Annotated in this window: 18 protein-coding genes; 16 read left to right on the top strand and 2 right to left on the bottom strand. The window is 70.3% G+C overall.

The window, feature by feature from the left end:
- Positions 1-670: 670 nt before the first annotated feature.
- From STRIP9103_RS37610 to STRIP9103_RS37530, 16 genes are all read left to right on the top strand, one after another.
- Positions 671-1,510, top strand: a complete 840-nt coding sequence (locus STRIP9103_RS37610; protein WP_009334101.1) for a patatin-like phospholipase family protein — start codon at positions 671-673, stop codon at positions 1,508-1,510.
- A gap of 44 nt (positions 1,511-1,554) precedes the next feature.
- Positions 1,555-2,429, top strand: a protein-coding gene (locus STRIP9103_RS47630; RefSeq protein ID WP_234022174.1) for an IS5 family transposase whose coding sequence is annotated in 2 segments (ribosomal slippage) — positions 1,555-1,936 and positions 1,936-2,429 — 876 coding nt in all. Because the reading frame shifts where the segments join, the coding sequence is not laid out codon by codon here.
- A 522-nt stretch (positions 2,430-2,951) separates the two neighbouring features.
- Entirely contained in the window at positions 2,952-3,653 is a 702-nt protein-coding gene (locus tag STRIP9103_RS37595) for a thioesterase II family protein (protein WP_063747355.1), read from the top strand.
- Positions 3,654-3,693: 40 nt separating this feature from the next.
- Entirely contained in the window at positions 3,694-4,521 is an 828-nt protein-coding gene (locus tag STRIP9103_RS37590; protein WP_009334128.1) for an isocitrate lyase/PEP mutase family protein, read from the top strand.
- Positions 4,518-5,405 (top strand): beta-ketoacyl-[acyl-carrier-protein] synthase family protein, encoded by an 888-nt coding sequence (locus STRIP9103_RS37585; RefSeq protein ID WP_009334129.1) that lies wholly within the window; start codon positions 4,518-4,520, stop codon positions 5,403-5,405. The genes STRIP9103_RS37590 and STRIP9103_RS37585 overlap by 4 nt, the downstream gene beginning before the upstream one ends.
- Positions 5,406-5,461: 56 nt before the next feature.
- Entirely contained in the window at positions 5,462-7,633 is a 2,172-nt protein-coding gene (locus STRIP9103_RS37580; RefSeq protein WP_009334083.1) for an iron-containing redox enzyme family protein, read from the top strand.
- Entirely contained in the window at positions 7,633-8,814 is a 1,182-nt protein-coding gene (locus STRIP9103_RS37575; RefSeq protein ID WP_009334094.1) for an acyl-CoA dehydrogenase family protein, read from the top strand. Before STRIP9103_RS37580 ends, STRIP9103_RS37575 begins: the two co-directional genes overlap by 1 nt.
- A complete protein-coding gene (locus STRIP9103_RS37570; protein WP_009334137.1) occupies positions 8,811-9,917 on the top strand; it encodes a cytochrome P450 in 1,107 nt (368 codons plus the stop codon). The genes STRIP9103_RS37575 and STRIP9103_RS37570 overlap by 4 nt, the downstream gene beginning before the upstream one ends.
- Before the next feature lie 73 nt (positions 9,918-9,990).
- Positions 9,991-11,295, top strand: a complete 1,305-nt coding sequence (locus STRIP9103_RS37565; RefSeq protein WP_009334130.1) for a lysine N(6)-hydroxylase/L-ornithine N(5)-oxygenase family protein — start codon at positions 9,991-9,993, stop codon at positions 11,293-11,295.
- 1 nt (position 11,296) lies between these two features.
- Positions 11,297-12,361: an NAD(P)/FAD-dependent oxidoreductase gene (locus STRIP9103_RS37560; protein WP_009334151.1), complete on the top strand. Its 1,065-nt coding sequence runs from the start codon at positions 11,297-11,299 to the stop codon at positions 12,359-12,361.
- The gene (locus STRIP9103_RS37555) at positions 12,361-14,643 is read left to right on the top strand and encodes a class I tRNA ligase family protein (protein WP_009334155.1); all 2,283 of its coding nucleotides are present in this window, start codon (positions 12,361-12,363) and stop codon (positions 14,641-14,643) included. Before STRIP9103_RS37560 ends, STRIP9103_RS37555 begins: the two co-directional genes overlap by 1 nt.
- On the top strand, positions 14,640-17,957 hold the full coding sequence (locus STRIP9103_RS37550; protein ID WP_009334107.1) for a non-ribosomal peptide synthetase: 3,318 nt from the start codon (positions 14,640-14,642) through the stop codon (positions 17,955-17,957). Before STRIP9103_RS37555 ends, STRIP9103_RS37550 begins: the two co-directional genes overlap by 4 nt.
- On the top strand, positions 17,954-19,453 hold the full coding sequence (locus STRIP9103_RS37545; RefSeq protein ID WP_048821681.1) for an AMP-binding protein: 1,500 nt from the start codon (positions 17,954-17,956) through the stop codon (positions 19,451-19,453). Before STRIP9103_RS37550 ends, STRIP9103_RS37545 begins: the two co-directional genes overlap by 4 nt.
- A complete protein-coding gene (locus tag STRIP9103_RS37540; RefSeq protein WP_009334103.1) occupies positions 19,446-19,703 on the top strand; it encodes an acyl carrier protein in 258 nt (85 codons plus the stop codon). Before STRIP9103_RS37545 ends, STRIP9103_RS37540 begins: the two co-directional genes overlap by 8 nt.
- Before the next feature lie 81 nt (positions 19,704-19,784).
- Positions 19,785-20,813: a C45 family autoproteolytic acyltransferase/hydolase gene (locus STRIP9103_RS37535; RefSeq protein ID WP_009334139.1), complete on the top strand. Its 1,029-nt coding sequence runs from the start codon at positions 19,785-19,787 to the stop codon at positions 20,811-20,813.
- A 55-nt stretch (positions 20,814-20,868) separates the two neighbouring features.
- Positions 20,869-22,125, top strand: coding sequence for a cytochrome P450 (locus tag STRIP9103_RS37530; RefSeq protein WP_009334126.1), 1,257 nt, complete (start codon positions 20,869-20,871; stop codon positions 22,123-22,125).
- Positions 22,126-22,371: 246 nt separating this feature from the next.
- Here the strand turns inward: STRIP9103_RS37530 and STRIP9103_RS37525 are convergent, their stop codons facing one another.
- Positions 22,372-22,923, bottom strand: coding sequence for a hypothetical protein (locus tag STRIP9103_RS37525; RefSeq protein WP_009334085.1), 552 nt, complete (start codon positions 22,921-22,923; stop codon positions 22,372-22,374).
- Positions 22,924-22,981: 58 nt separating this feature from the next.
- Positions 22,982-23,743, bottom strand: coding sequence for a sulfite exporter TauE/SafE family protein (locus tag STRIP9103_RS37520; RefSeq protein WP_009334089.1), 762 nt, complete (start codon positions 23,741-23,743; stop codon positions 22,982-22,984).
- Positions 23,744-23,815: the final 72 nt, after the last annotated feature.

The raw sequence follows: 23,815 nt of genomic DNA, 5'->3' as shown, positions 1-23,815 counted from the left end.
AGCAATCGCTCCCACGATGATCAGGGCCAGTTCGCGTCGTCCGAGCTTCTCGACCAGTTCCCTTGAATGCCGCCGCATCGGCTACCTCCGGTGCATCGCCCCGGACCCGGTGCCCGGGGACGGGTGTGGCGGAGGGGGCGCCATGCTGTGGCACGAGGTCAGAGTACGCGTTGTGCCGCCGCCCAGTGGCCAGTTCGAAAATTGTGCGTCGCAGGGTTGGTCTGCACGCGGGCCTCGGCGCCGCTCACGGAAAGTGGCGCACGCGCAACCGCAACACACGCAACCGGGGCCTGCGAGCGGGGTCGTGATCCAACAGGCCCTGGCCGCGGCGACGATCCGTGATGCGGATCGCGGCGTCGTACGCCATGCAGCCCAAGGCGAGGGCAACCGCCGGTCAGACCCAGGCGGATCGACGTTCATGGTGTCGTGCCTGACAGGTCATGGTGCCACTCCTCCGTGTATCGAGCGCGCTCGACGAGGGCCGCGGCACCACGGGCAGGGTTCCACTCCGCCGGTGCCCGTGGGGGAACACCCGCTGTTCCCAGGGGAGTTGATCGCAGACGTCTATGTGCGCTGATGTCGCTCGGTGTGTCGTGAAGTGCTGACGGCATGGGCCTGCGCGGTCCGTTGCGGCGGCTCCCGGTGGTGACCCCGGGCATATCATCGGCAGATGACTCGACGTGGGCTGGTACTCGGCGGCGGTGGAGTGGCGGGAGTCGCGTGGCAGACGGGGCTGCTGGCCGGGCTTTTCGAGGGGGGCGTCGACGTCCTGGAGGCGGACGTGGTCATCGGCACGTCCGCGGGGGCGACGGTGGCCGCGCAGATCACCAGCGGGACCCCGCTCGTGGAACTGCTGGACCGTCAGGTCGATCCGGCGCTCCAGCCCCCCGAGTTGTCGCCCGTCCTCAGTGCCGAAGACCTGATGATGCTGTTCCTCGACGCGCGTGAGGACGCCACGGACGCCCTCGACGCGCGGCGTCGGATCGGTGCCATGGCGCTGGGGGCGCCCACCGTCGCGGAGACCGAGCGGCGTGCGGTGATCGAGTCCCGGCTGCCCTCACACAGTTGGCCGCAGGCGGAGCTGAAGATCGTGGCGGTGGACGCGGAGACCGGTGCCGAGCGGGTGTTCGACCCGGCGTCGGGAGTCGATCTCGTGGACGCCGTGGCGGCGAGCTGCGCGGTGCCCGGAGCGTGGCCGCCGGTCACGATCGACGGGCGCCGCTACATCGACGGCGGTACGCGCACCACGGAGAACGCCGACCTGGCCGCGGGATGCGACCGGATTCTCGTGCTCCAGGTGATGGCGGCTCCCGGCAACACCGATCTCGACGACCAGGTCGCCGTGCTGCGCGGGCAGGGGGCGCGGGTCGAGGTGATCCGCCCCGACGACGCGGCTGCTTCCGCGATCGGTCCGGACCTGCTGGACCCCGCGGTGCGGGCGTCGGCGGCACTCGCCGGTCACCGGCAGGGGCTGCGGTCCGTGTCGGCCACAGCCGCGTTCTGGCGCTAGGGTGCGTTTCATATGTGGATCTTGATGTGTCAAGATCCCACTTCGTGGGGCGGCATGATCTGACGAATACACAGTGGGCGAAGCTGGAGCCCCTGCTCCCGGTCGGCAAGAAGCCTGGACGGCCACCGGTGCACACCAAGCGGCAACTGATAGACGGCATACGGTGGCGCACCCGCGCCGGTGCTCCCTGGCGGGACGTGCCCGAGCGCTATGGCCCGTGGGAGACGGTCTACGGCCTGTTCCGCCGCTGGCAGCGGGACGGCACCTGGCACCGCATCTTCGAACAGCTGCAGGCCCAGGCCGACGCCGAGGGACTGATCACCTGGGACGTCTCGGTGGACTCGACCATCGCCCGCGCCCACCAGCATGCGGCCGGCGCCCGCAAAAAGGGGATCTGCAGACCGAGCCGCCAGGCGGTGTGTTCATCGAGCCCGACGACCACGGGCTCGGACGCTCCCGGGGCGGGCTGACAACCAAGCTCCACCTGGCGGTCGAGCAGGCCCAGAAACCGATGTCGCTGGTCATCACGGCAGGACAGCGCGGTGATTCCCCGCAGTTCCAGGTGGTCTTGGGCCGCATCCGGGTGCCCCGGCTCGGGTCGGGCCGCCCGCGCACCCGGCCGGACAAGGTGCGTGCCGACAAGGCGTACGGCTCCCGCGCGAACCGTGCCTACCTGCGCAAGCGCGGTATCCGCTGCACGATCCCGGAGAAGCGCGACCAGATCGCCAACCGCAAGAACCGCGGCTCCCACGGCGGCCGGCCACCTAAGTTCGACAAGGCCGACTACAAGGAGCGCCACGCGGTCGAGTGCGGAATCAATCGCCTCAAGCGGCACCGCGCTGTCGCCACGAGATACGACAAGTTGGCAGTTCGCTACGAGGCGACCGTGCTGGTCGCAGCCATCAACGAGTGGCTGTGACCAGCACTTTCAAAACGCACCCTAGGGCGACGACACGGCCGAGGATCGTGCGGCCCGCACGTCACCGCGTCCTCCCCGCCACACGGACGTCCCGGCGGTCCTCGCCGAGCTCGCGCGCCCCTTCCGGCCTGCCCGTATTCAGGTCGGATCATGGAGAGCGCTGACGTTCGGGTGGCCCGGTCATCCGCCTTCCCCATGCGCGGACACCGTTTCGATCAGCGTCCGAAAATATACGTCCCGGATTCCGGTGGGCATGTTCGATCATGGCTCGTTTTTCACCAGTGAAATCCGGTGGAAAATTCCGCGCATGGCTGGAATTCCATGATCGTTGTTCTTCGAAAATTTACCGGAGGTGTCACTTGGTCTTGACACATCCATGTAGGCGCCAAGAATGGAATCCGTGTTCCGGCGATCTGTCGCCTCTCCAGTGATCGTCCGGTGAGGGCTCGCTCCAGTTCGCGATTTTGACCACTGCCCCCGATGCGCGACGGAAGGGGAAAGCCGATGGCAGCATGGTTCGACATGGCGCGCGCCGTGCCATCGGGATGGCCCCGCACCTACTGCTTCGCGCACGCCGGCGGTCGGGCTCAGGCGTTCGTCGAATGGCAGGACGCCTTGGCCGGAGCGACCGCGCTGGTCGCGGTCACCCCACCTGAGCGCATGGGGATCGACACCGTCTGCGACAGGGTCGCCGAGCTGATCGCGGCCCAGCGAACCGGGCCGTTTCTGCTGTTCGGACACAGCCTCGGCGCGCTCATCGCCTTCGAGGTGGCCCGAAGACTCGGCGACCGGCCCGCGCATCTGATCGCCTCCGGCTGTGTCGCGCCGAGTCTGCATCCGACACCGCGGATGGTCGAGGTGGCGGGTCTCGATGGGCAGGGTCTCACCGACGCGCTGGCCGTCTACGGAGGGCTGAGGCCGGAGATCCTGGCCGACCCGGAACTCCAGGAGTTCATACTCCCCGACATTCGGGATGATTTCAAAATGGTCGCGGAGTATCGATACAGACCCGCCGAGGCATTGCCTTTCGGTGTCTCTTTAGTCAACGGCACCGACGATCCGCTGGTCCGCCCCGACGATCTCGCGGACTGGACGCGTGAGTGCGTCAATGAGCCCGAGACGCACTGGTCCGAAGGCGGCCACTTCTATTTCGAGAACCACCCGGAAGCAGTCACCGAAGTAATCCGCCGCGCGGCCGAGGCGTTGCCAGTCGAACTGATTTAGATTCCGGCAACGAGCGAGAAGTCGAGCGAGAAAGGAAAGAATGGCCGACCAGCACAGCAAAGCCATCGCTTTTGCCGAACTGCACCACTCGGGAACCTTCGTCATGCCGAATCCATGGGACGCCGGAAGCGCGCGCGTACTGTCCGGCCACGGCTTCCCGGCACTCGCGACGACCAGTGCCGGCCTCGCGTTCAGCCTCGGCCGCGCCGACTGCGCCGGGCTGGTCACACGGGATGAGGCGCTGGCCAACGCGCGGTCGATCGTCGAGGCGACCGACCTGCCGGTCACCGCCGACCTGGAGAGCGGGTACGGCGACAGCCCCGACGCCGTGGCCGAGACGATCCGACAGGCCGCCGAGGCGGGGGTGGTCGGTGCGTCGATCGAGGACGCGACGGGTGAAGAGGGCAGGGAGATCCGTGACATCGCCGAAGCGGCGGACCGCGTCACCGCCGCGGCCGAAGCCGCTCGCGCACAGCCCTTCCCCTTCACCTTGACCGCTCGGGCCGACAACTTCTTCCACGGGCGCGCCGACCTCGACGACACCATCCACCGGCTGCAGGCCTATGCCGAAGCCGGCGCGGACGTGCTCTACGCACCGGCCCTGCCGACCCTCGACGCCGTCAGAGCGGTCTGCTCCTCGCTGGACAAGCCGGTCAACGTGCTCGCCTCCGGCCCCGTCCTCGGAGGCTCGGTCGCCGAACTGGCCGCCCTCGGAGTCCGCCGGATCAGCCTCGGCTCGGCCCTGCCCAGGGTCGTACTGAGCGCGGTGCTCGACGCGGCGGCCGAACTCACCGGACCGGGCACCTTCGGTTTCGCCAAGTCCGCGCTCGGATACGCCGCGTCGAACGCCCTGCTGGGCAGGTCATGACCCCCGTCCATCTCACCTCCCCCCACTACCTGCTCGGCGAGATCGAGCAGGAACACCACGAGATACCCGGATTCGCCGCCCGCGCCCGTGAGCACGGCATGCAGCCCGACGCCCGGCTGTGGGGCTGGGGCAAGGTCCACCGCACCGAAAGGCCGCTGGAGGAACTGGTCGTCGAGACCGGGAAGGCGATCATCGACTCCACGGACGTGGACCTTCTGGTGCTGTGCTCGACGCGGTTTCCCGGCGACGCGTACAGCCACGGCCGGTTCATGGAGACAGTCATGAACGGTCTCGGTCTGAACTGTGCCTTCCTCGGCCTGACGCTCAACAGGTGCACGAATCTGGTGAGCGGGCTCGGCGTGGCCGAAGCCTTCGTCCGGTCGGGCGCGTACCGCGACGTCCTGGTCATCACCGCGGACCGCAGCGCCACGGAGAGCTCCAGGGTGGAGAACTTCGCCCTCTTCAGCGACGGTGCCGCCGGCTGCCTGGTCACCGCGCGGCCGGGGGACTACGAGATCCTGGGGTCGGCGAGCGCACAGGACGCCCGGGCGCTGGACTGGGGCAACGAGATCAGCGCGGACCTGTCGCGGCAGGTCAACGACATCCTGCTGACCCCGCACGGTCTGACCCCCGGCGATCTGGTCGGCGTGCTGCACACCAACCTGTACATCCCGATCGTCGCGATGAAGGAACGCCTGGCCGGATTCACGCCCGCGCAACTCGACACGGCCAACACCGCCCGGACCGGCCACTGCTTCGCCGCCGACCCGCTGATCAATCTCGCCGACCGCCGCACCGAGCCGGGCGGGTACTACCTGCTCGCCGCGAGCGTGCCGGGATCCCGCGCCGCCATGCTGCTGCGCAGGAACACACCCCGGCCCTGATTCCAACGGCCTCACGGCCCGGATCCCACAGCCTGAGGACGTGCCCGGAGGTTTCGATGCCTGTCTTCGCCCTGCCCGACACGTTCGTCGTGTCGCCCCTGTCCGCTTCCGAATTCGACCCGGCCGCCGCCGCGGCGGCCGACAAGGTGCTCGCCGCGGGCCCCGAAGCCGTCTACCAGCGGCTGATCGGCGATCAGGAGTCCGAGGTGGTGTACCTCCTCGCCCGCCATGTGCTGAACGGTTTCCTCAGTGGGGCGCGAGAGCCGACCCTCCGGGACGACGTGGCGCGGGCCGCCGATGACATCGCCGAGCGGACAGCCGGAGAACGGCGGCGGATCACCGAGGTCCTGGAACCGCTGCGCCGGGCGGACCCCCGGGTGCGCGGCGCCGTGGTGGCCCAGCGCGCACCGCTGGCGCTGATCGGGGGCTGCTGGCTCGACTCGGTCTCCCAACCCGCCACCCAGCCCTCGACCGTGGTGAACCACCTGGTGCGCCATCAGTTCGTCTGGCGGGGTGAGGGCAACCCCCGTCGCGGGCTGCACCTGCTGCGCGGGCGCGCACTGGAGGACCTGGGCGTGTTCCTGCCGGACGTCACGGCGCCGGACTTCCTGCGGCGGGCGGAAGCCAGGCCGCTCACCGCGTGGCACGGCGCGTACTACCTCAGTCTGGCCAGACTGTCCGCGACGTTCCTGCCCGAGGTGGTCGCCGCGCACTACGTCGTGGCCGCGCTCGGCGTCGACGAACTCCTGCTCGGCACCCGGCCCATGCTCGCCGAGACGGACCTGCGAGCCGCCCTCGCCGAGTACCTCGCGCTGGCCCCGGCACCGATCAGGCACAGGTTGCACACCGCGATCACCCGCACACTGGCGATGGAGTCGGAGCACGCGCGCGTGCTCGCCGACGTCGGCGCGTGGCACGCGGACCTCTCACTGGACGCACAGGTCGCGCGGATCGTGGCCCGCCACGCCCCGTTCGCGGGCAAGCAGCACCGCAACGTCCGCGTCGGCGGCCGACCGCTCACCGAGCGGTTCGGCGATCCCGACTTCGACCTGGCCGCCTTCGTCGCCGATTTCCGGGCCTCACCCCAGCTGAAACCGCGTGACGGCGGCTGCCGGTTCCTGCGGGCCATCAAGTTCGGCGGTCCCATGTTCGGCATCTTCGACGAGCAGGAGGCGGCGACCTTCCAGCGGTGGGCCGAGGCGATCGCCGCGGGAGAACCGCCCGATGCCGGACTCACCCCGAACACGGCCGGGGACGACGCCGCACGCGTGCTCGCGGAGGCGATCGGCGCGCCCGCGCCCGAGGTGCGGCTGAGGACCGCCGACCGGGGCGACGACCGTACGTTCCTCCACAGGCTGGTCAACATCGAGAACTTCCCCAACACACTGTCCCTCGCGCGCGCCAACGCCGAGGAGGGGCTCGCCCGCGCCGAGATCCTGTTCGAGTACGGCGCCGACGGCGTCCTCACCGACGCCAGCTGGTTCGACTACTCGCCCTCGGCACTGAACGAGCGCGTCGACCGCATCTACTGGGACAAGCTGGTCAATCCCTACCGGCCCCTCACCGAGATCCCGGACCGCGACGAGGTGATCTTCGGTCAGAAGACCTTCGCGCTCGGTAGCATGATCGACGGCGCATGGGCCCATCGCATCGGCGCGACCGGCCGCTACACCCGCCGCAGCGACGGCATGCTGTATTCGATCTACGCCGACGAGATGGGGCGCGGTGACGTCACCAAGAACCACATCACCCTGATCTACCGGGTGCTCGCGAGCATGGGCATCGAGGTGCCGCACATCCGCGACACCGCGTTCCTCGACCAGGACGAACTGCCCGACCACCTCTACGGGTTCTCGCTGTTCCAGCTCAGCCTCGCGCTGTTCCCCGACTCGCTCTACGACGAGATCCTCGGCTACAACCTCGGCATCGAGATGTTCGGGCTCGGCACCATGCGCATGCAGGAGATGCAGAAGCTGCGCCGCCACGGCTTCGATGTCGCCTACGAGGAAGCGCACCTCTCCATCGACAACCTCTCCGCCGGCCACGCGCGCCAGTCGGCCGAGATCATCGTCGCCTACCTGCACGACGTCGCGCAGCTGTCCGGAGCCGACGCGGTGCCCTCCCACTGGGAGCGGATCTGGCGAGGCTACGCCTCCTTCGCCTACTTCATCGAGCATGAGCTGGTCGCCGGTCTCGCCCAGTACGAGCCGGCGGACGTGGTCATCTGATGACCACGGCCACGCTCCCCAGCACCTTCGACACGCGCATCCTCGCGCTGCCCCTGTACGAGGACCACCACCGCGACCTGGCCCGGCGCCTGGTGACCTGGTGCGACGAACACAGGCAGGTGTTCGTCGGCGCCGGGGATCCTGAGGCGGTCGGACCGCGCGTCCTGCGTGCGCTCGGTGACGCGGGCCGGCTGGCGTTCCTCGACTCCCGCACCGACGACTTCCGAGCGCTGTGCCTGGCACGTGAGGCACTGGCGTACGCCGACGATCTCGCCGACTACACCTTCTCCATCCAGGCCCTGGCGGCCACCCCGATCCGCCGTTTCGGAACCGACGACCAGCGCCGCCGGTATCTGCCGGGACTGGCCGCGGGCACCCTGTGCGCGGCGTTCGCGGTGTCGGAACAGGCGGCGGGTTCGGACGTCGCCGCCATCGGGCTCCAGGCGCGCGAGACCGGGACCGGCTGGGTGCTCAACGGCGACAAGGCATGGATCGCCCACGCGGGAATCGCCGATGTGTACACGGTGATCGCGCGCACCGGCCCGGGGCCGGGCGCGTTCGGACTCACCGCGTTCCTGGTGCCCGCGACGACGCCCGGCCTGCGTGTCGAGCCGGTGCCGATGATCGCCCCGCGGGCGCTCGGCCATCTCGTCTTCGACGACTGCGCGCTGCCGGAAGAGGCAGTGCTCGGCAGGCGCGGCGGTGGCTTCGCCATCGCGATGGAGGTGCTGGACCGGTTCCGCGTGACCGTAGGCGCCGCCGCACTCGGCTTCGCCCGCCGGGCCGCCGACGCGGCCCTGGCCCGAGCACGGGAGCGGCCCATGCTGGGCGGGAAGCTGTTCGACCTGGCCACCGTGCGCGCCGCCTTCGCCGACATGGAGGTCAAGCTGGACGCGGCCGCACTGCTGGTGGCACGGGCGGCCTGGGAGATCGACCACGACGGCCCCGGCAGTCCCCGGCACTCCGCGGTGGCCAAGCTCCATGCCACCGAGGCCGCTCAGCAGATCGTCGACAGCGCCGTGCAGATCTTCGGCGCCGCCGGACTGGTCCGCGACAGCCTGCCGGAGCGGCTGTACCGGCAGATCCGGTCACTGCGGATCTACGAGGGCTCCTCGGAAGTGCAGCAGGCGATCATCGCGGCGGCGATCGACCCGCACCGGACCCAACGAGGGGCATCATGACGCGACCACGTCCCCTGACACCCGGCACGGCGGCGGCCCACCCCGACCCGTATCCGTTCTACGCCGATCTGGTGGCCGACCGGCCCTTCGGCCACGACGCCCCCAGCGGGTTGTGGGTGGCGGCCGGCGCTGCCGCGGTGTCCGAGGTGCTCACCCATCCGGCCTGCCGCGTCCGGCCGAGAACCGAACCCGTGCCGCGCGGCATCCTCGGCACGCCGGCCGGTGACGTCTTCGGCGATCTGGTCCGGATGACCGACGGCGCCCCCCAGACACAGCGCAAGCGGGTACTGCTCGCGGCGCTCGACACGGTCACCGAGGAGCGGGTCGTCGCGCTCGCCGCGGACGAGGCGGACCGGGCCACCGACTGGACGGACCTCCAGTTCGGGCTGCCCGCACGGGTGATGGCCGCGGTGCTCGGCCTCGACAGGGACGTTCCCGCCGAGGCGGCCCGGCTCATCGGCGAGTTCGTCCGCTGCGTCCCCGCCTCGGCCACCCCCGAGGACCAGGCAGCCGCGGCCACCGCGGCGGCGCGCCTGCTCGACCTGCTCGGCCCGCACCTGCATGCCGGGCACGGTGGCCTGATCGGCGAGTTGGTCCGGCTGACCGCGCGCCACGGCCGACGAGAGAGCGCTCCACTGCTGGCCAATGTGATCGGCCTGCTCTCGCAGACCTACGACGCCACAGCCGGGCTCGTCGGCAACACGCTGCTCGCGCTGGCCCGCCACGGCCGGCCGGACGATCTCACGGCCTTCGTCGCCGAGGTGGTCCGGCACGACGCGCCCATCCAGAACACCCGCCGGTTCGTGGCGGACACGACCACCATCGCCGGCCACCGCGTCCCGGCGGGTTCGGTGATCCTGCTGCTGCTCGCCGCGGCCAACCGCGACCCCCTGGCCAACCCCGATCCGCAGGTGTTCCGCCCGGGTCGGGTGGACCCCCAGGTGTTCACCTTCGGCCGGGGCACGCACCGATGCCCCGGTCACGCCCTGGCCGTCGCGATGACCGTCGGCGTGGCCGCCACGGTGACCGGAACCCCGTCCCACGAGGGCTACCGGCCCTCGCCCAACGCCCGCATCCCCGTCCTGAAAGGGCAGTTCAGATGACCCGATTACGGCTCAGGCACGAGGTCCGCGGCACCGCACGAAGCGAGGCGACCGGAAACGAGGGCGTCGCACCATGACCGACAAGAACCATTTCGGTGTACTCGGCATCGGAGCGGGCCCGGCCAATCTCAGCCTGGCCGCGCTGCTGTATCCGCACCGCGACCTGCCCAGCCTGTTCCTCGACCGCAAGGAAGCCTTCAGCTGGCACGACGGCCAGCAGATCCCCGGCACCACGCTCCAGGTGCCGGTGCTGAAGGACCTGGTCAGCCTGGCCGATCCGACCAGCAGGTTCTCCTTCCTGAACTATCTGCACGACCAAGGGCGGATCTACCACTTCGTCAACGCCCGGTTCGACGCCGTGCCGCGGCAGGAGTTCCGCAACTACCTGGAGTGGGCCAGCTGGCGCATGAAGAACATCGTGTTCGGAGAGGAGGTGCGGTCCGTCGACTTCGACGGCGTGTTCAGGGTGCGCACCGACGACCGGGTGCTCACCGCGGACAACATCGCCGTGGCCGTCGGCAGCCGGCCGTGGATCCCACCGGCCGGTCAGGGCTGGAACTCACCCAGCCAGTTCCATGTCTGCGACTTCGTCGACAAAGCCGTCGGCCTCGGCGGCAAACGCGTCGTCGTGGTGGGCGGCGGGCAGTCGGGAGCCGAGGCGTTCCTCGACCTGATCTCCCGCGAGGGCGGCGAACTGCCCGGCCGGGTGTCGTGGTTCTCCCGGCGCCGCAACTTCCTGCCGATCGACGACTCGCCGTTCACCAACGACTTCTACATGCCCTGCTATTCGGAGTACTTCTACGGCCTGGACGGTGCCGCCCGCCGACGGATCAACCAGGAGAACGTCCTGTCCAGCGACGGCATCTCGGAGCCGACGCTGCGTGCGATCTACCAGCGGACCTACCACCACCGGTTCATCGCGCGCTCGCCCGGCCTGATCAGGCTGTACCCCAACCGGGAGATCACGGGCGTGGCCGGGGCCGGTGCCGAGTGGGAGCTGACCGTGGCCGACAACGACCGGCCCGGCGCACCGCAGCACGTGACGGCCGACGTGATCATCTGGGCGACCGGCTTCCGCACCGGACCGCTGGACGTGCTCGCCCCCCTGGCGGACCGGCTCGACCGTGACAGCGGCGAGTACCGGGTGGACCGGGACTTCGCGGTGCGCTGGGACGGCCCGGCCGACCGCAACATCTTCATCCAGAACGCGACCCCGGCACAGCGCGGCCTCGCCGACAAGAACCTGAGCCTGCTGGCGTGGCGCAGCCAGCGCATCGTCGACCGGCTGCGCGGCGTACAGCGGGAAGAGCAGCTGTCGTCCTTCGTGGAGTGGGCGGACGAGGCACATCAGGACGGCGAGCTGCGAAGGAGGGCATGACATGGACCTGGGCACGGTCGCGGTGATCGGCGGAGGCATCATCGGCTGCCTGGTGGCCCGGCACATCGTCCACGAGCACCCGGCGAGCACGGTGCTGCTCCTCGACCGGGACGCCGTCGGCTGCGGCGCCAGCAGACGCTCGGCCGGACTGCACTTCCCGCGCGGCGCCGATGAGCGGGTGCGCCGGATGTCCGGCTACAGCCAGGAGTTCTACGAAAAACTCAAGGCGGACCAGCCCACCGTGCCGATCCACCCGGTCGGCATGTCGATGGTGTCCCGGGCCGACCGGGAGGAGCTGGAAAGGATCTACACCGAGCCGATCCAGCGGGCCGACGCCCAGGCCGTGCCGACCGTCTGCGGTGCGCCGGTGCGTCTGCCGCACGGCATGTCGCTGTGGGACATCAGGGGCGCGCACTACGCGGATGTGCACCGTCTGGTCCAGACGCTCGTCACCGGTCTGCGCCCCTACGTCAACGTGCGGGAGGGCGTCCGCGTCACCGCGCTGGAGCCGAGCGCACATGGGGTGCGGCTGTCGCTCGGCACGGGCGAGCGGCTGGCCGTCGACCGTGCGGTGCTCGCACCGGGACCATGGCTGGCCGAGCCCGCATGGGCCGATCCGGTGGCGCCGCTGGAGGCACGTGTCAAGAAGATCGTCGCCCTGCACATCGACCACCCCGCGGACGAGTCCGACCGGGCGGTCGTCTTCCACGACGAGGACGCCTTCCTGCTTCCTCTGGCCCACCGGGGCCACTGGCTGTTCAGCTACACCTGCCAGGACTGGGACGTCGACCCCGACCGGGTCGGCACCGGTCTCGACGCGCACGACGTGGAGCAGGCTCGCGCCTTCCTGAGCCGTTACGCGCCCGCGCTCGCGTCGCGCTGCACAGCCGGGCGCGTCTTCTGCGACGCCTACAGCGTGTCCCGCCGGCCGCTGCTGCGCCGGCTCGATCCGGCCGGCCGGGTGGTGTTCGCCGGCGCGGCGGGCGGATCCGGCTACCGCCTCGCCCCGGCCATCGCGGCCGAGGCCGTCCGGCTGTTCGAACCGAGCGTGAAAGGGAGCCTGTGATGAGGATCGACACCTTCGACCCCGTGACGCTCAGCGATGCCTTCGGAATAGACATGAGCACGATCGACTTGCCCGGAGTCGTCGGGCTGGGCGCGAGCTGGGGCCGGGTACCGCCGGGCAGGCGTTCCGACGCTCATCAGCACGACGAGATCGAGATGTTCGTCATCGTGTCCGGCAGCGGCGAGATCGTGGTGGACGGCGCCCGGCATCCGGTGGGGCCGGGCACGGTCGTCAAGTTCGACCCGTTCGAGACGCACGTCATCGACAACACCGGTGACACCGACATCGTGTTCGTGACGTGCTATTGGCGTGAGCCCCGGCACGCGGCCGAGACGGCCGCGCGTACCGGCCGGCGGCGCTTCACGGAACGGCCGGTGTTCGTCTTCTCCACCCCGCCCACCCCCAACGGCGACCTGCACCTCGGACACCTGTCCGGGCCGTACCTCGGCGCGGACGCGTTCGTCCGGTTCCAGCGGATGAACGGGACACGGGCCTGGCACCTGACCGGCAGCGACGACTACCAGAGCTACGTCGTCGCCCAGGCGACACAAGAGGGGAGCACACCCGAGCGGATCGCCTCCCACTACGGCGCCGAGATCGCGAGGACGCTCGAACTGATGGACATCCGTCCCGACCAGTTCACGGTGACCAGCACGGACGCCGACTACCGCGAGGGCCTGCGCGACTTCTTCGCCGCACTGGAGACAACGGGCAAGGTCGCCCGGCGTGAACTGCCCGCACTGTTCGACGGGGAGACGGGCCGTTACCTCTACGAGGTCGATGTGACCGGAACCTGCCCGTCCTGCGAGGCCGCCGCCAACGGCAACATCTGCGAGGAGTGCGGCGAGCCCAACATCGCCTCCGACCTCGTCGAGGCGCGCAGCCGGATCTCCGACTCGGCGCGGGCGGGCAGTCTGTCCCGGTACGCCCTGCCGCTCCATGAATTCCGCGAGGCCGTCGCCCGGCACCACCGGCTCGGCCGGGTCCCCGCCCGGCTGCGCGAACTGGCCGAGCGGGTCTTCGCACGGGAGACCCTCGACCTGCCACTGAGCCACCCCGCGCAATGGGGTGTGCCCCCGCGCGACACCGACGACCAGGTGATCTGGGTATGGCCGGAGATGTCGTACGGCTTCCTGCACGGCATCGCGCGGCTCGGCGCCCGGCTCGGCGAGACATGGCAGGCCGACAAACCGGAACAGGACTGGAAGATCGTCCACTTCTTCGGCTACGACAACAGCTTCTACCACGCGATCCTCTACCCGGTGCTGTACGGGCTGGCCTTCCCCGACTGGGAGCCGGACATCGACTACCACGTCAACGAGTTCTATCTGCTGGACAACCAGAAGTTCTCCACCAGCCGGCGACACGCGGTGTGGGGCAAGGAGATCCTCTCGCCGCAGACGGTGGACGCGGTCCGGTTCTACCTCTCCCGCACCCGCCCGGAGGGTGAGCGGACCAACTTCGAGCGGGAGGCCTACACCGCCACGGTGCGCGAGGTGCTCATCGACGGCTGGCAGGGCTGGCTCGACGACCTCGGCCACCGCCTGAAAACACGGTTCGACGGCGTGGTGCCGGACGCCGGGATCTGGACTCCCGAGCACACCGCGTTCTACGCCCGGCTCGGCAGGCGGCTGTCGGCCGTGACCGCGCACCTTGGCCAGGACGGGTTCTCCCTGCGGGCGGCCACCGCCGAACTGGAGGGCATCGTCACCGACGCGCGCGCGTTCGCCGAGCGCGAGGAGGTGCTCCTCGGCGCGCCCGGATGGCAGTCGGAGAACCGCACGGCGATGGCACTGGAACTGGCGGCGGCGCGCCTGCTGTCCAGGGTCGCCACACCGGTCATGCCGCGCTTCGCGGCACGTCTCGCCGCCCTGCTCGGCGAGAGCGAACCCCCATGGCCGTCCACCGTGGACCTGATACCAGCCGGAACCACGCTCGACCTGACCGGGCAGACCTTCTTCGCCGCCGAACCGGCACGCCCCCTCGCCGCCGAACCGGCACCCTCCCTCGCCGCCGAGTCGGCACCCCCCGAACCGTCCGAAACCGCACCGGACCCGCTGCCCTGGTTCGCCGACCTGGTCCGCAGCACGCTCGGCCTGCCGGCGGAGGCGGTGGTGGCGGACAAGACGCTGCGGGAGCTCGGCGCGTCCTCGCTGCAGGCGGTGGCGATGCAGTACCAGATCCTGGAGCGGCTGGACCTGGACGTACCCATGACGGACCTGCTCTCCGAACGGAACATCGCCGCGCTCAGCCGTGAACTGGCCGGGGAGGTGACCCGATGACCGGCTACCTGGCGGTGCTGGAGGAGATCAGCGCCCGCGGTCTGAGCATCGTCGCCGCCGGCCCGGACCTGCGGTTGCAGGGGCCGCGCGAGCGCGTGGACGCCGACCTCGTCGGCCGGATCAAATCGGTCAAGGCCGAACTCCTCGCCCATCTCACCCCGGACCCCGGGTTCGCCCTGACCCCGCTGCAACGCAGCTATCTCGCGGGCCGGGACGAGGTGTTCGAGCTGGGCAACGTGGCCAGCTACGTCTACCACGAGATCGAGGGCCACTGGGACATCGACCGGCTCGAAGCCGCGCTCGACGCCGTCATCGCCCGGCACGACTGCCTGCGCTCCCGGTTCACACCGGAGCAGACCCAGGTCCGGCAGCCGCGCGTGGACGTCCGGATCGACCGGGTCGACCTGCGGGACGACGACGGCACCGGGCCGGCCGCGCGACGCGCCCGCTGGACCCACCGGATGCTGCCGGCCGCCCAGGCACCACTGCTCGCGGCGGAGGTGTCCCTGCTGCCAGGGGACCGGATGGTGCTGCACGTCGGCCACGACGGCCTGGTCATGGACGGCATCAGCATGTTCCTGTTCTTCCGCGACTGGTGGGCCCACTACGAGGGCGAACAGCCGCCCGCCGACGAGGAGCCCGTCTTCGAGTCCTACGTGGCCGCGCTGGAGGCCGCGGCCTCCCGAAAGCCGTACGCCCGGGCCAAGGCGTACTGGCTGGACCGGCTCGACAACGGCACCCTCTGGGACCACCCGCGGCTGCCGCTCGCCAAGAACCCCGACACCATCACCACGCCGCGCTTCACCCAGCGCGTCGTCCGGGTGCCCGCGCCCCGGTGGGCGGCGCTGAAGGACCATGCCGCCGCGGTCGGCGTGACCCCGTCGGGGCTGCTGTTCGCCGCCTACGCCGAGACCCTCGCGTGCTGGGGCGCCGGCCCCCGGTTCACCCTGACCACCACGGTGGCCAACCGGCCGCCGGTGCACCCACGCATCCTGGAGTCGGTCGGACAGTACAGCGACCCCATGCTCGTCTCGGTCGAACTGGACCGCGGCATACCCTTCGCCGAACGGGCCAAGGCCATCCAGGAGCGGCTGCGCGCCGACCTCGACAACCGGCACTTCTCCGGGGTCGAGGTGCTGCGGGAGCTCGGCATACGCGGCGGCGGACAGCCACGCATGCCCTTCACCTTCAACAGCGCCATCGGCTATCCGCTCGCCGACGTGGACGGCTCCGCGCTGGAACTGTTCGGACCCGAGGTGCACACCGTCAGCCAGACACCGCAGACCTGGCTCAACGTGTTCGCCATGGAGCAGCACGGCGCGGCCGTCGTCCAGCTCGACGGCGTCGACGACCTGTTCCCGCCCGGCCTGCTGGACGACGTGGCGCACGGATACCAGCGCCTGCTCGACCTGCTCACCGACGAGAGCGAGTGGCACCACCACTGGTTCGATCTGCTGCCCGCCGAGCAGCGCGAGCGCAGGCGCGCCGCCAACGACACCGACCGGCCGGTGCCCCGGCAGCTGCTGCACGAGCCGTTCGTGGCCCAGGCGCAACGCGCTCCCCAGGCACCCGCGGTGATCACCTCGACCGGGGAGCTGAGCTACGCCGAGCTGTACCGGCGCGCCCGGGCCGCGGCGGCATGGCTGCGCGCGAACGGCACCGACCGCGACGAACTCGTCGGGCTGGTCATGACCCGGGGGCCCGAGCAGATCGTCGGCATCATGGCCACGATCCTGGCGGGCGCCGCCTATCTGCCGGTCGACGCGGACCTGCCGGCCCGTCGGCAGCAGGAGCTGCTCGACGGCGGCGAGGTGCGGTGCGTGCTCACCAACTCAGGCTGGAGCGACCCGGCCGGCCGACGCGCGGTGCTGCCGCTGGACAGTGCGGCCGCAACCGATGACACCGAGCCCGACGGCCGGCCCGAACCCGCTCCGGTCACCGGGGCCCATCCCGACGACCTCGCCTATGTGCTGCCCACCTCCGGTACGACCGGCACGCCGAAGGGCGTCATGGTCAGCCACCGCAGTGTGGCCAACGTCGTCGCGGACTGCACCCGCCGCTTCGGCGTCGGCCCGAACGACCGGCTGTTCGCGATCAGCGCGTTCAGCTTCGACCTGTCCGTCTACGACGTGTTCGGCGCGCTGTCCGTCGGCGCCGCGCTCGTGCTGCCGGACCACGACAAGGCAGCCGACCCGGCGCACTGGCTGGAGATGTGCGAGCGCGGCGGCGTCACGGTGTGGAACTCGGTGCCCCAGATCGTGGCGCTGCTGCACGACCAGGCATGCGCGGACGGCCTCTCCCCGCTCGCCGATCTGCGACTGGTGATGATGAGCGGCGACGTGATCCCGCCGGAACTGCCGGCGGCCCTGCGGGAGAGCCTGCCCGGGCTGGAGGTGGTCTCGCTCGGTGGTCCCACCGAGACGACGGTCTGGAACGTCGTCCACCGCATCGGTCCGGACGACGACGGTTCACGGCGGATCCCGTACGGGCGGCCGAACGACAACAACAAGGCGTATGTGCTCGACGAGGACGGCCTGGACCTGCCGGACTGGGTGCCCGGCGAGATCTTCGCCTCGGGCGCGGGTCTGGCGCGCGGGTACTGGAAGGACGAGCGGGCGACCGACGAGAAGTTCCGCCACGACCCACGCCGGGGCGTACGGCTCTACCGCACCGGCGACCTCGGGCGCTATCTGCCGTCCGGGGAGATCGACATCCTCGGCCGGGCGGATCTCCAGATCAAGCTCAACGGCTACCGCGTCGAGCCGGGTGAAGTGGAGACACGGCTGGTCGCGCTGCCCGGCGTACGACAGGCCGTGGTGGTCCGCCGACCGGGCAGCCGAGGTGACCGGCTGGTCGCGCACCTCGTGCCGGACGAACGGGACCGGCCGGTCCCGGACGACGAGCGGCGCGGCCAGGAGGAGGAGCTGCGTACGGCGCTGCGCGAGCAGCTGCCGGAATATATGGTTCCGTCCGCCGTGGTGTGGCACGACAGCCTGCCGCTGACCGCCAACGGCAAGGTCGACCGGCAAGGGCTGGCCCAGGACGACGCGCCCGAGGCCGAGCCCGCCCCGTCCGGCGACACCGCCCCCGCCGAGGGCATCGAACGGGAGCTGGCCGAGCTGTGGGCGAGCGTGCTCAAACTGCCCGAGGTGGACGCACTCACCCCGCTGGCCGACATCGGCGCCGACTCGCTCGCCGCGGCACGCATCCTGGCCGGGGTCCGCAAGCGGTACAAGGTCACCATCCCGCTGTCGGAACTGGTCAGGATCAACACGGTACGGGCGATGGCCGCCCGGATCGGCCGGTCGGCATGAGCGTGATCAACCGCGTGATCGGCGGTCCACCACGTCCGGGCAACCGACTGTCCGTCGCACGGCTGGGAGCCACCGAGTCGTGGGACCTCACCGAGGTCTGGGAGATGTCGGGCCGGGTCGCCGCGCACCTGCGCCACCTCGGCGTACGGCCGGGTGACCGGATCGGCGTACTGGCCGCGAACTCACTGGAGTGGGTGCTGCTCGACCTGGCCGCGCTGCGGATCAAGGCGGTGACCGCGGGATTCGACCCCGGCAAGTTCGACGCGACCGGGGCTGAGCTCGTCGCCCGCTACGGCCTCACAGCGCTGTTCACCGACCAGGGCGAGACGGCCGACCGGGTGCACCCGGTCTCCGCTCTGCGCGAGCTCCCGCCCCCGGACGCGGACCTGCCGACGGTCTCGTGGGAACCCCACGAGGCACCCGCGCTGAAGTTCACCTCGGGCAGCAGCGGCCCGGCGAAGTCGCTGCTGGCCAGTGCGGGCAGCATCGACAGCTCGCTCGCCGCGGTGCAGGACATGTTCGCGCACGGCCCCGGCGACGACCTCTTCGTCTTCCTGCCGCTCTCGCTGCTCCAACAGCGGTACTGGGTCTACTCGGCGATCGTGTTTGGCCACGACATCACGATCAGCACCTACGAAGCCGCGTTCGCCGCTCTGCGCACGGCGCGGCCGACCGTGGTGATGGGCGTGCCCGGTTTCTACGAGGCGGCACGCTCTCACCTGGAGGCCAGGACCGCCCGCACCGGCGCCGCCCCGGCCCGGGCGGCCACCGAGGTCTTCGGCGACCGGATCCGCTACCTGTGGACGGGCTCCGCGCCCGCGAACCCGGCGACTCTGCGGTACCTCACCGACGCCGGCCTGCCGATCTTCGAGGGCTACGGGCTGAACGAGACCTGCATCGTGGCCAAGAACCACCCCGGCGCGCAGCGGCCGGGCAGCGTCGGCCGGGTGCTGCCGGGAAAGGAGGTCCTCATCGACGCGGACGGCGTGATCAACGTCCGCAGCGAGCAGCCGGTGGCCACCCGCTACGAACACGCGGAGCCGGGCGACTCGGAGAAGATGTTCCGGCCCGGCGGAATCGTGCGCACCGGTGACCTCGGCCATCTCGACGAGGACGGATATCTGTTCGTGCACGGCCGGGCCGACGACATGATCGTGCTGGAGAACGGCAAGAAGATCGCCGTACGGCGCATCGAGGAACGTCTCAAGGCCGATCCGGCGATCGAGGACTGCGTGGTCACCAACCCGTCGCAGCGCCAGCTCGTCGCCATCGTCTCGCCCGCGGCGCACCCGGCGGACACCGCGCTCATCGCGGCGGCGCTGCGGCAGGCCAACGCCGCCCTGGACCACGACGAGCAGATCGCCAAGGCCGTCCTGGCCGAGCGGTTCACCGTGGACAACGGACTGCTCAGCTCCCAGTTCAAGCCCCGTCGCAAGCAGATCGAGGCTCAGTACCGCCGCCTCGTCGTCGACCCCGAGGAGGGAATCCGTGCCTGACACCATCGAGGCGGCGGCCCGCGCCGCGCTGGCCGAGGTCCTGCCCAAGGAGCTGCCGCCCGAGGCCATCGATCCCGACGCGGACCTCGACCACCTCGGCCTCACCTCGCTGAACAAGGTGCTGTTCCTGACCTCGCTGTGCGAGCGGGTCGACGTGGGGCTCCATCACTTCACCGAACACGACCTGGCCGCGATGCGCACCCTCGGGCAGGTCGTCGACGCGCTGTACCGACACGCCGAGGTGAGCTGAGATGAGCAGCCGGCGCGAACACGCCGCGACCGTCCTGACCGACGGCGCCGCCCGGTGCGAGGCGGCCGGGACGGACGCACGGTGACACCCCCCTTCGCGGTGGCGCACGTCGTCGCACAGGGCGAGCCGTACGACATCGGCTTCGCGCACGGCACGGCCCTGAAGGAGCGGCTGCGCGCCTTCCTCGACGACGGCGTCGCCCGGCTCAACCACCTGCTGCCCGCGACGGTGTCGGTCGCGGGCCTGTCCGGCACCATCGCGGCCCACCGGGCGGAGATCACCCGGTCCACGCCCCGGCTGGCCGACGAGATCACCGGACTCGCGGCCGGGGCCGGGCTGACCCCGGACGAGGCCACCTTGCTGCAACTGCGCCGCGAGATCATGGGATACCGGCAGATCCCCACGCGGGGTGACTGCACCACCTACGCGCGGGCGGGCCTGCTGGCGCAGACAGTGGATCTCAACGGGAACCTGGACGACCAGATCGCGGTCCTCGACGTCGGACATGCGGACTGCGGGGCCCTCGTGCTCAGCTTCGCCGGACTGCTCGGCTATCTCGGCGTCAACCGTCACGGCCTCGCCGTCGGCCTGAACCTCGTCCTCGGCGGGCGTTGGCGCCCGGGAGTGCCGCCGTATCTGGCCATTCGTCATCTCCTCGACACCGCGACCTCGGTGGAGTCGGCCGTCGAGCTGCTGCGTTCGCTGCCCTTCGCGAGCTCCCGCACGATCGTCCTCGCCGACGCCGCCGAAACCGCCTGCGTGGAGGTCATCGGCGACGAGTACCGGGTGATGACGGCACAGGAATCCGTGCACACCAACCACTTCCTCGCCCCGGACTTCACCACCAGGGACGAGCTGAACGTCTTCGCACGCAACTCCTCGCTGCGCCGCCTCCGGGCGGCCGAGGCCGGCCTGCTGACCCTGCCCACGGACGCGGATCCCGATGAGCACTTCGCGCTGCTGTCACAGCCGCCGATCCGCGTCGCCGACGACGGTGACATCCGCCGCGAGCGCACCGTCGCCGCCGTGGTCCTCGACACGAAGAACAGAACGCTGCACCTGAGGCCGGGCGATCCCCGGCTGTCGACAACCCGGTCCTTCACCCTCTGATGTCGTTTCACCGGCCCGATTGCCGTCTCACCAGTTCGAACTGGAGGTCAAACCCGTGGAAGACCTGCCGATCCGCGCGACGCCCGACGACCTGACCCGTGTCAACCTGGCAGATCCGCAGACGTTCGCGGACTACGACCTGAGCGACTACTGGCGCACGCTGCGGACCACACAGCCGCTCTACCGGCATCCGGAGGTCGGAGACAGCCCCGGCTTCTGGGTACTCAGCCGGTACGACGACATCGTCGCCCTCTACCGGGACAACGTCACGTTCACCTCGGAGCGCGGCAACGTCCTGATCACACTGCTCGGCGAGGGCGACTCGGCGGCCGGCCTGATGGTCCCGGTGACCGACGGGGACCGGCACAAGGAGCTCCGCAACGTGCTGCTGAAGGCGTTCTCGCCGCGGGTGCTGAGCCGGATCGGTGAGCACGTCCGCGGGACCACCCGGACGCTGCTGGCCGCGGCGGTGGACCGCGGCCAAGGGGATTTCGCGCTGGATGTCGCGAGCAAGATCCCGATGGCCACGATCTGCGATCTGCTCGGCGTGCCGAGTCAGGACCGGGACTACATGCTCAGTCTGACCAAGTCCGCCATCAGCTCGGACGATCAGGGGGAGTACTCCGAGGCGGCGGACGCGGCCCGCAACAGCATCCTTCAGTACTTCGTCGGCCTGGTGGAGGAGCGCCGGGCGGCGCCGCAGGACGACGTGGTCAGCGTGCTGGCCGGCAGCACCATCGACGGCGAGTTCCTCAGCGAGGACGAGATCGTCCTCAACTGCTACAGCCTGATCCTCGGCGGGGACGCGACCAGCCGGCTGGCGATGATCGACGCGGTGCACAGTTTCAGCGCCAATCCGGACCAGTGGGCCGCGTTCAAGCGGGGCGAGGTGTCCGTCAAGCAAGTGACCGAGGAGGTGCTGCGCTGGGCCTCACCGACCATGCACTTCGGCCGTACCGCGGTCCGGGACACGGAGATCCACGGAACCCCGATCAAGGCAGGTGACGTGGTGACGGTCTGGAACGTCTCCGGAAACCGCGACGAGAGCGTCTTCACCGACCCGGACCGGTTCCTCATCGACCGGCAGCCGAACAAGCACATCGCGTTCGGCCACGGGCCGCACTACTGCATCGGCGCGTATCTGGCGAGGCTGGAGATCTCCGAAGTGCTGCTCGCCCTCCGCGACTTCACCGACGGGTTCGAGATCGCCGGGCCGGTGCGCCGGATCTACTCCAACCTCCTCACCGGGATCAGCAGTCTGCCGGTGCGTTTCGAGCCGGTCTCCGCCGAGGTCGAGGAACTGGTGCTCTGAGGCGTGCTGCTCTGAGACGGACGAGGGCTCCCGGGCGCCGCACACCGGTCGGCCCGGCGGTCAGCCGCCGGGCCGAGTGGTACGAGGAGGAGCCCCAGACCGGTGACTGCGAAGACAAGAGCCGGCAGGGACGCGCCCGTCACGCCGGACAGAAGCGCCAGGATGAACGCGCGTACGGCGAGCACGCGCAGCAGCCGAGCCGTATCGGATGTGTCCATGTCTCTCCTCGTCTCTCCTCTCGCTGGGTCAGGAATGCTTCTCGGCGCTTCGCCGAGGATCCTTGCGGGTCAGGCCACCCGAGACCGGGGCGGTGCCGAGTTGACTGTCGCCGTCTTCGTGGCGCAGCACCCAGTCGTCGAGGTCGAGCGCCACTTCCAGCGGTTCCCTCGCCATATAGGCGCGCAGACCGCCCGCCTCGTCGGGGGCTTCGGCGGAGCCGGTCTCCTCCGGGTGGAGCACTTCCTTCCGGAAGGCTGCCTCGGCCATCGCGAAGCGCACACGTGCGGTTCGCGCGGGCACGTGCAGGACGTCCCCGATGAGCTGCCAGTCGGCCCCGCCGATGAGCTCGAACACGGCGGCGGCTTCGAAGTACCGCTGTGCGGCGGCGAGCACCCGGGCGGCGTCGGCCAGCACGGCGCCCGGCGTCCGGGTGGTGCCGTCGGGGCTCAACTCGTCCTCACCGATCGGGACGGCGGCACGCGCGAGGTCAGCGAGGACGCATGCCTCGTAGGCCATCACCAGCCTCGCTCGGGCCGCGTCCGTGTACTGCGCGGTGGCACTCGTGTCACCTTCGGTCATGTCAGTCAGCCTCGGCTCCCGACGATGGAGGGTTGATCACCACGGCTCACCCACCCGGTCAGCCGCGCAGGAAATACAGGACGGTCATGATCACGGCGGTCGTGAGGATCACGGCCCGCAGCAGCCATGCGGGCAGACGGCGGGCCACATGGGCTCCGGCGAAGCCGCCGACCACGGCGCCGATCAGCATGGCGGTCAGCAGAAGCGGAGCTTCCAGCGCGTCCGAAGCGATGAGGAACAACGCGGTCGCGCTGAGGTAGATGGCCGCGAGCTGTGCGATCCGCATCGGGTTGGTGGCCGCGGCGTCGAGGCCGAGGCCGATGCTCCACAGGGCCAGCATCATGATGCCTACGGCTCCGCCGAAGTATCCGCCGTACACGGCGAGGACGAACTGACCGATCAGAACGCCTCGCTCACTCATGCCGACCGAGCGGCCGAGCGACCTGTTCAACGCCTGGGAAAGGTGCCGCCCGAAAGCGAGGACCACCGTGGCGAAGGCCAGCAGCCACGGCGCCGCGGCGTCGAACGACGACGCCGGCAGCACCAGTACCAAGCCGGCACCGACGCCACCGCCGATCACACTGACCACTGTCAGATCGCGCGTGGATGTCGGCCCCACCGGGGTGAGTTCGCGCCGGTACACCCACGCGCTGACCACCGCCCCCGGTACGAGGGCCACCCGCGACACCGCGTTCGCCGTCACCGGTGACATGCCGAACGCGACGAGAGCGGGCAGCGCCACGAACGTTCCCCCGCCGCCCATGGCGTTCAGCACCCCGGCGGCGACACCCGCCGCCAGAACAAGCAATAACTCGTACACACGCCGAGCATCGCCCGTCGGCCCATGGGGCCACAATGCGTAATCGGCGTACCCAGCCTAAGGCTGGGGCAT

The sequence above is a fragment of the Streptomyces ipomoeae 91-03 genome (genome assembly GCF_000317595.1).
In the GTDB taxonomy this organism is placed as follows: domain Bacteria; phylum Actinomycetota; class Actinomycetes; order Streptomycetales; family Streptomycetaceae; genus Streptomyces; species Streptomyces ipomoeae.
Note: the sequence above shows the minus strand (reverse complement) of the source record. Positions and strands in the feature narration are given on the sequence as shown.

Excerpts from the sequence above, each read along its gene's own strand:
- STRIP9103_RS37525 (WP_009334085.1), bottom strand. The coding sequence starts at position 22,923 with ATGACCGAAGGTGACACGAGTGCCACCGCGCAGTACACGGACGCGGCC.
- STRIP9103_RS37610 (WP_009334101.1), top strand. The coding sequence starts at position 671 with ATGACTCGACGTGGGCTGGTACTCGGCGGCGGTGGAGTGGCGGGAGTC.
- STRIP9103_RS37550 (WP_009334107.1), top strand. The coding sequence starts at position 14,640 with ATGACCGGCTACCTGGCGGTGCTGGAGGAGATCAGCGCCCGCGGTCTG.
- STRIP9103_RS37545 (WP_048821681.1), top strand. The coding sequence starts at position 17,954 with ATGAGCGTGATCAACCGCGTGATCGGCGGTCCACCACGTCCGGGCAAC.
- STRIP9103_RS37595 (WP_063747355.1), top strand. The coding sequence starts at position 2,952 with ATGGCGCGCGCCGTGCCATCGGGATGGCCCCGCACCTACTGCTTCGCG.
- STRIP9103_RS37575 (WP_009334094.1), top strand. The coding sequence starts at position 7,633 with ATGACCACGGCCACGCTCCCCAGCACCTTCGACACGCGCATCCTCGCG.
- STRIP9103_RS37580 (WP_009334083.1), top strand. The coding sequence starts at position 5,462 with ATGCCTGTCTTCGCCCTGCCCGACACGTTCGTCGTGTCGCCCCTGTCC.
- STRIP9103_RS37555 (WP_009334155.1), top strand. The coding sequence starts at position 12,361 with ATGAGGATCGACACCTTCGACCCCGTGACGCTCAGCGATGCCTTCGGA.
- STRIP9103_RS37590 (WP_009334128.1), top strand. The coding sequence starts at position 3,694 with ATGGCCGACCAGCACAGCAAAGCCATCGCTTTTGCCGAACTGCACCAC.
- STRIP9103_RS37570 (WP_009334137.1), top strand. The coding sequence starts at position 8,811 with ATGACGCGACCACGTCCCCTGACACCCGGCACGGCGGCGGCCCACCCC.
- STRIP9103_RS37565 (WP_009334130.1), top strand. The coding sequence starts at position 9,991 with ATGACCGACAAGAACCATTTCGGTGTACTCGGCATCGGAGCGGGCCCG.
- STRIP9103_RS37560 (WP_009334151.1), top strand. The coding sequence starts at position 11,297 with ATGGACCTGGGCACGGTCGCGGTGATCGGCGGAGGCATCATCGGCTGC.
- STRIP9103_RS37585 (WP_009334129.1), top strand. The coding sequence starts at position 4,518 with ATGACCCCCGTCCATCTCACCTCCCCCCACTACCTGCTCGGCGAGATC.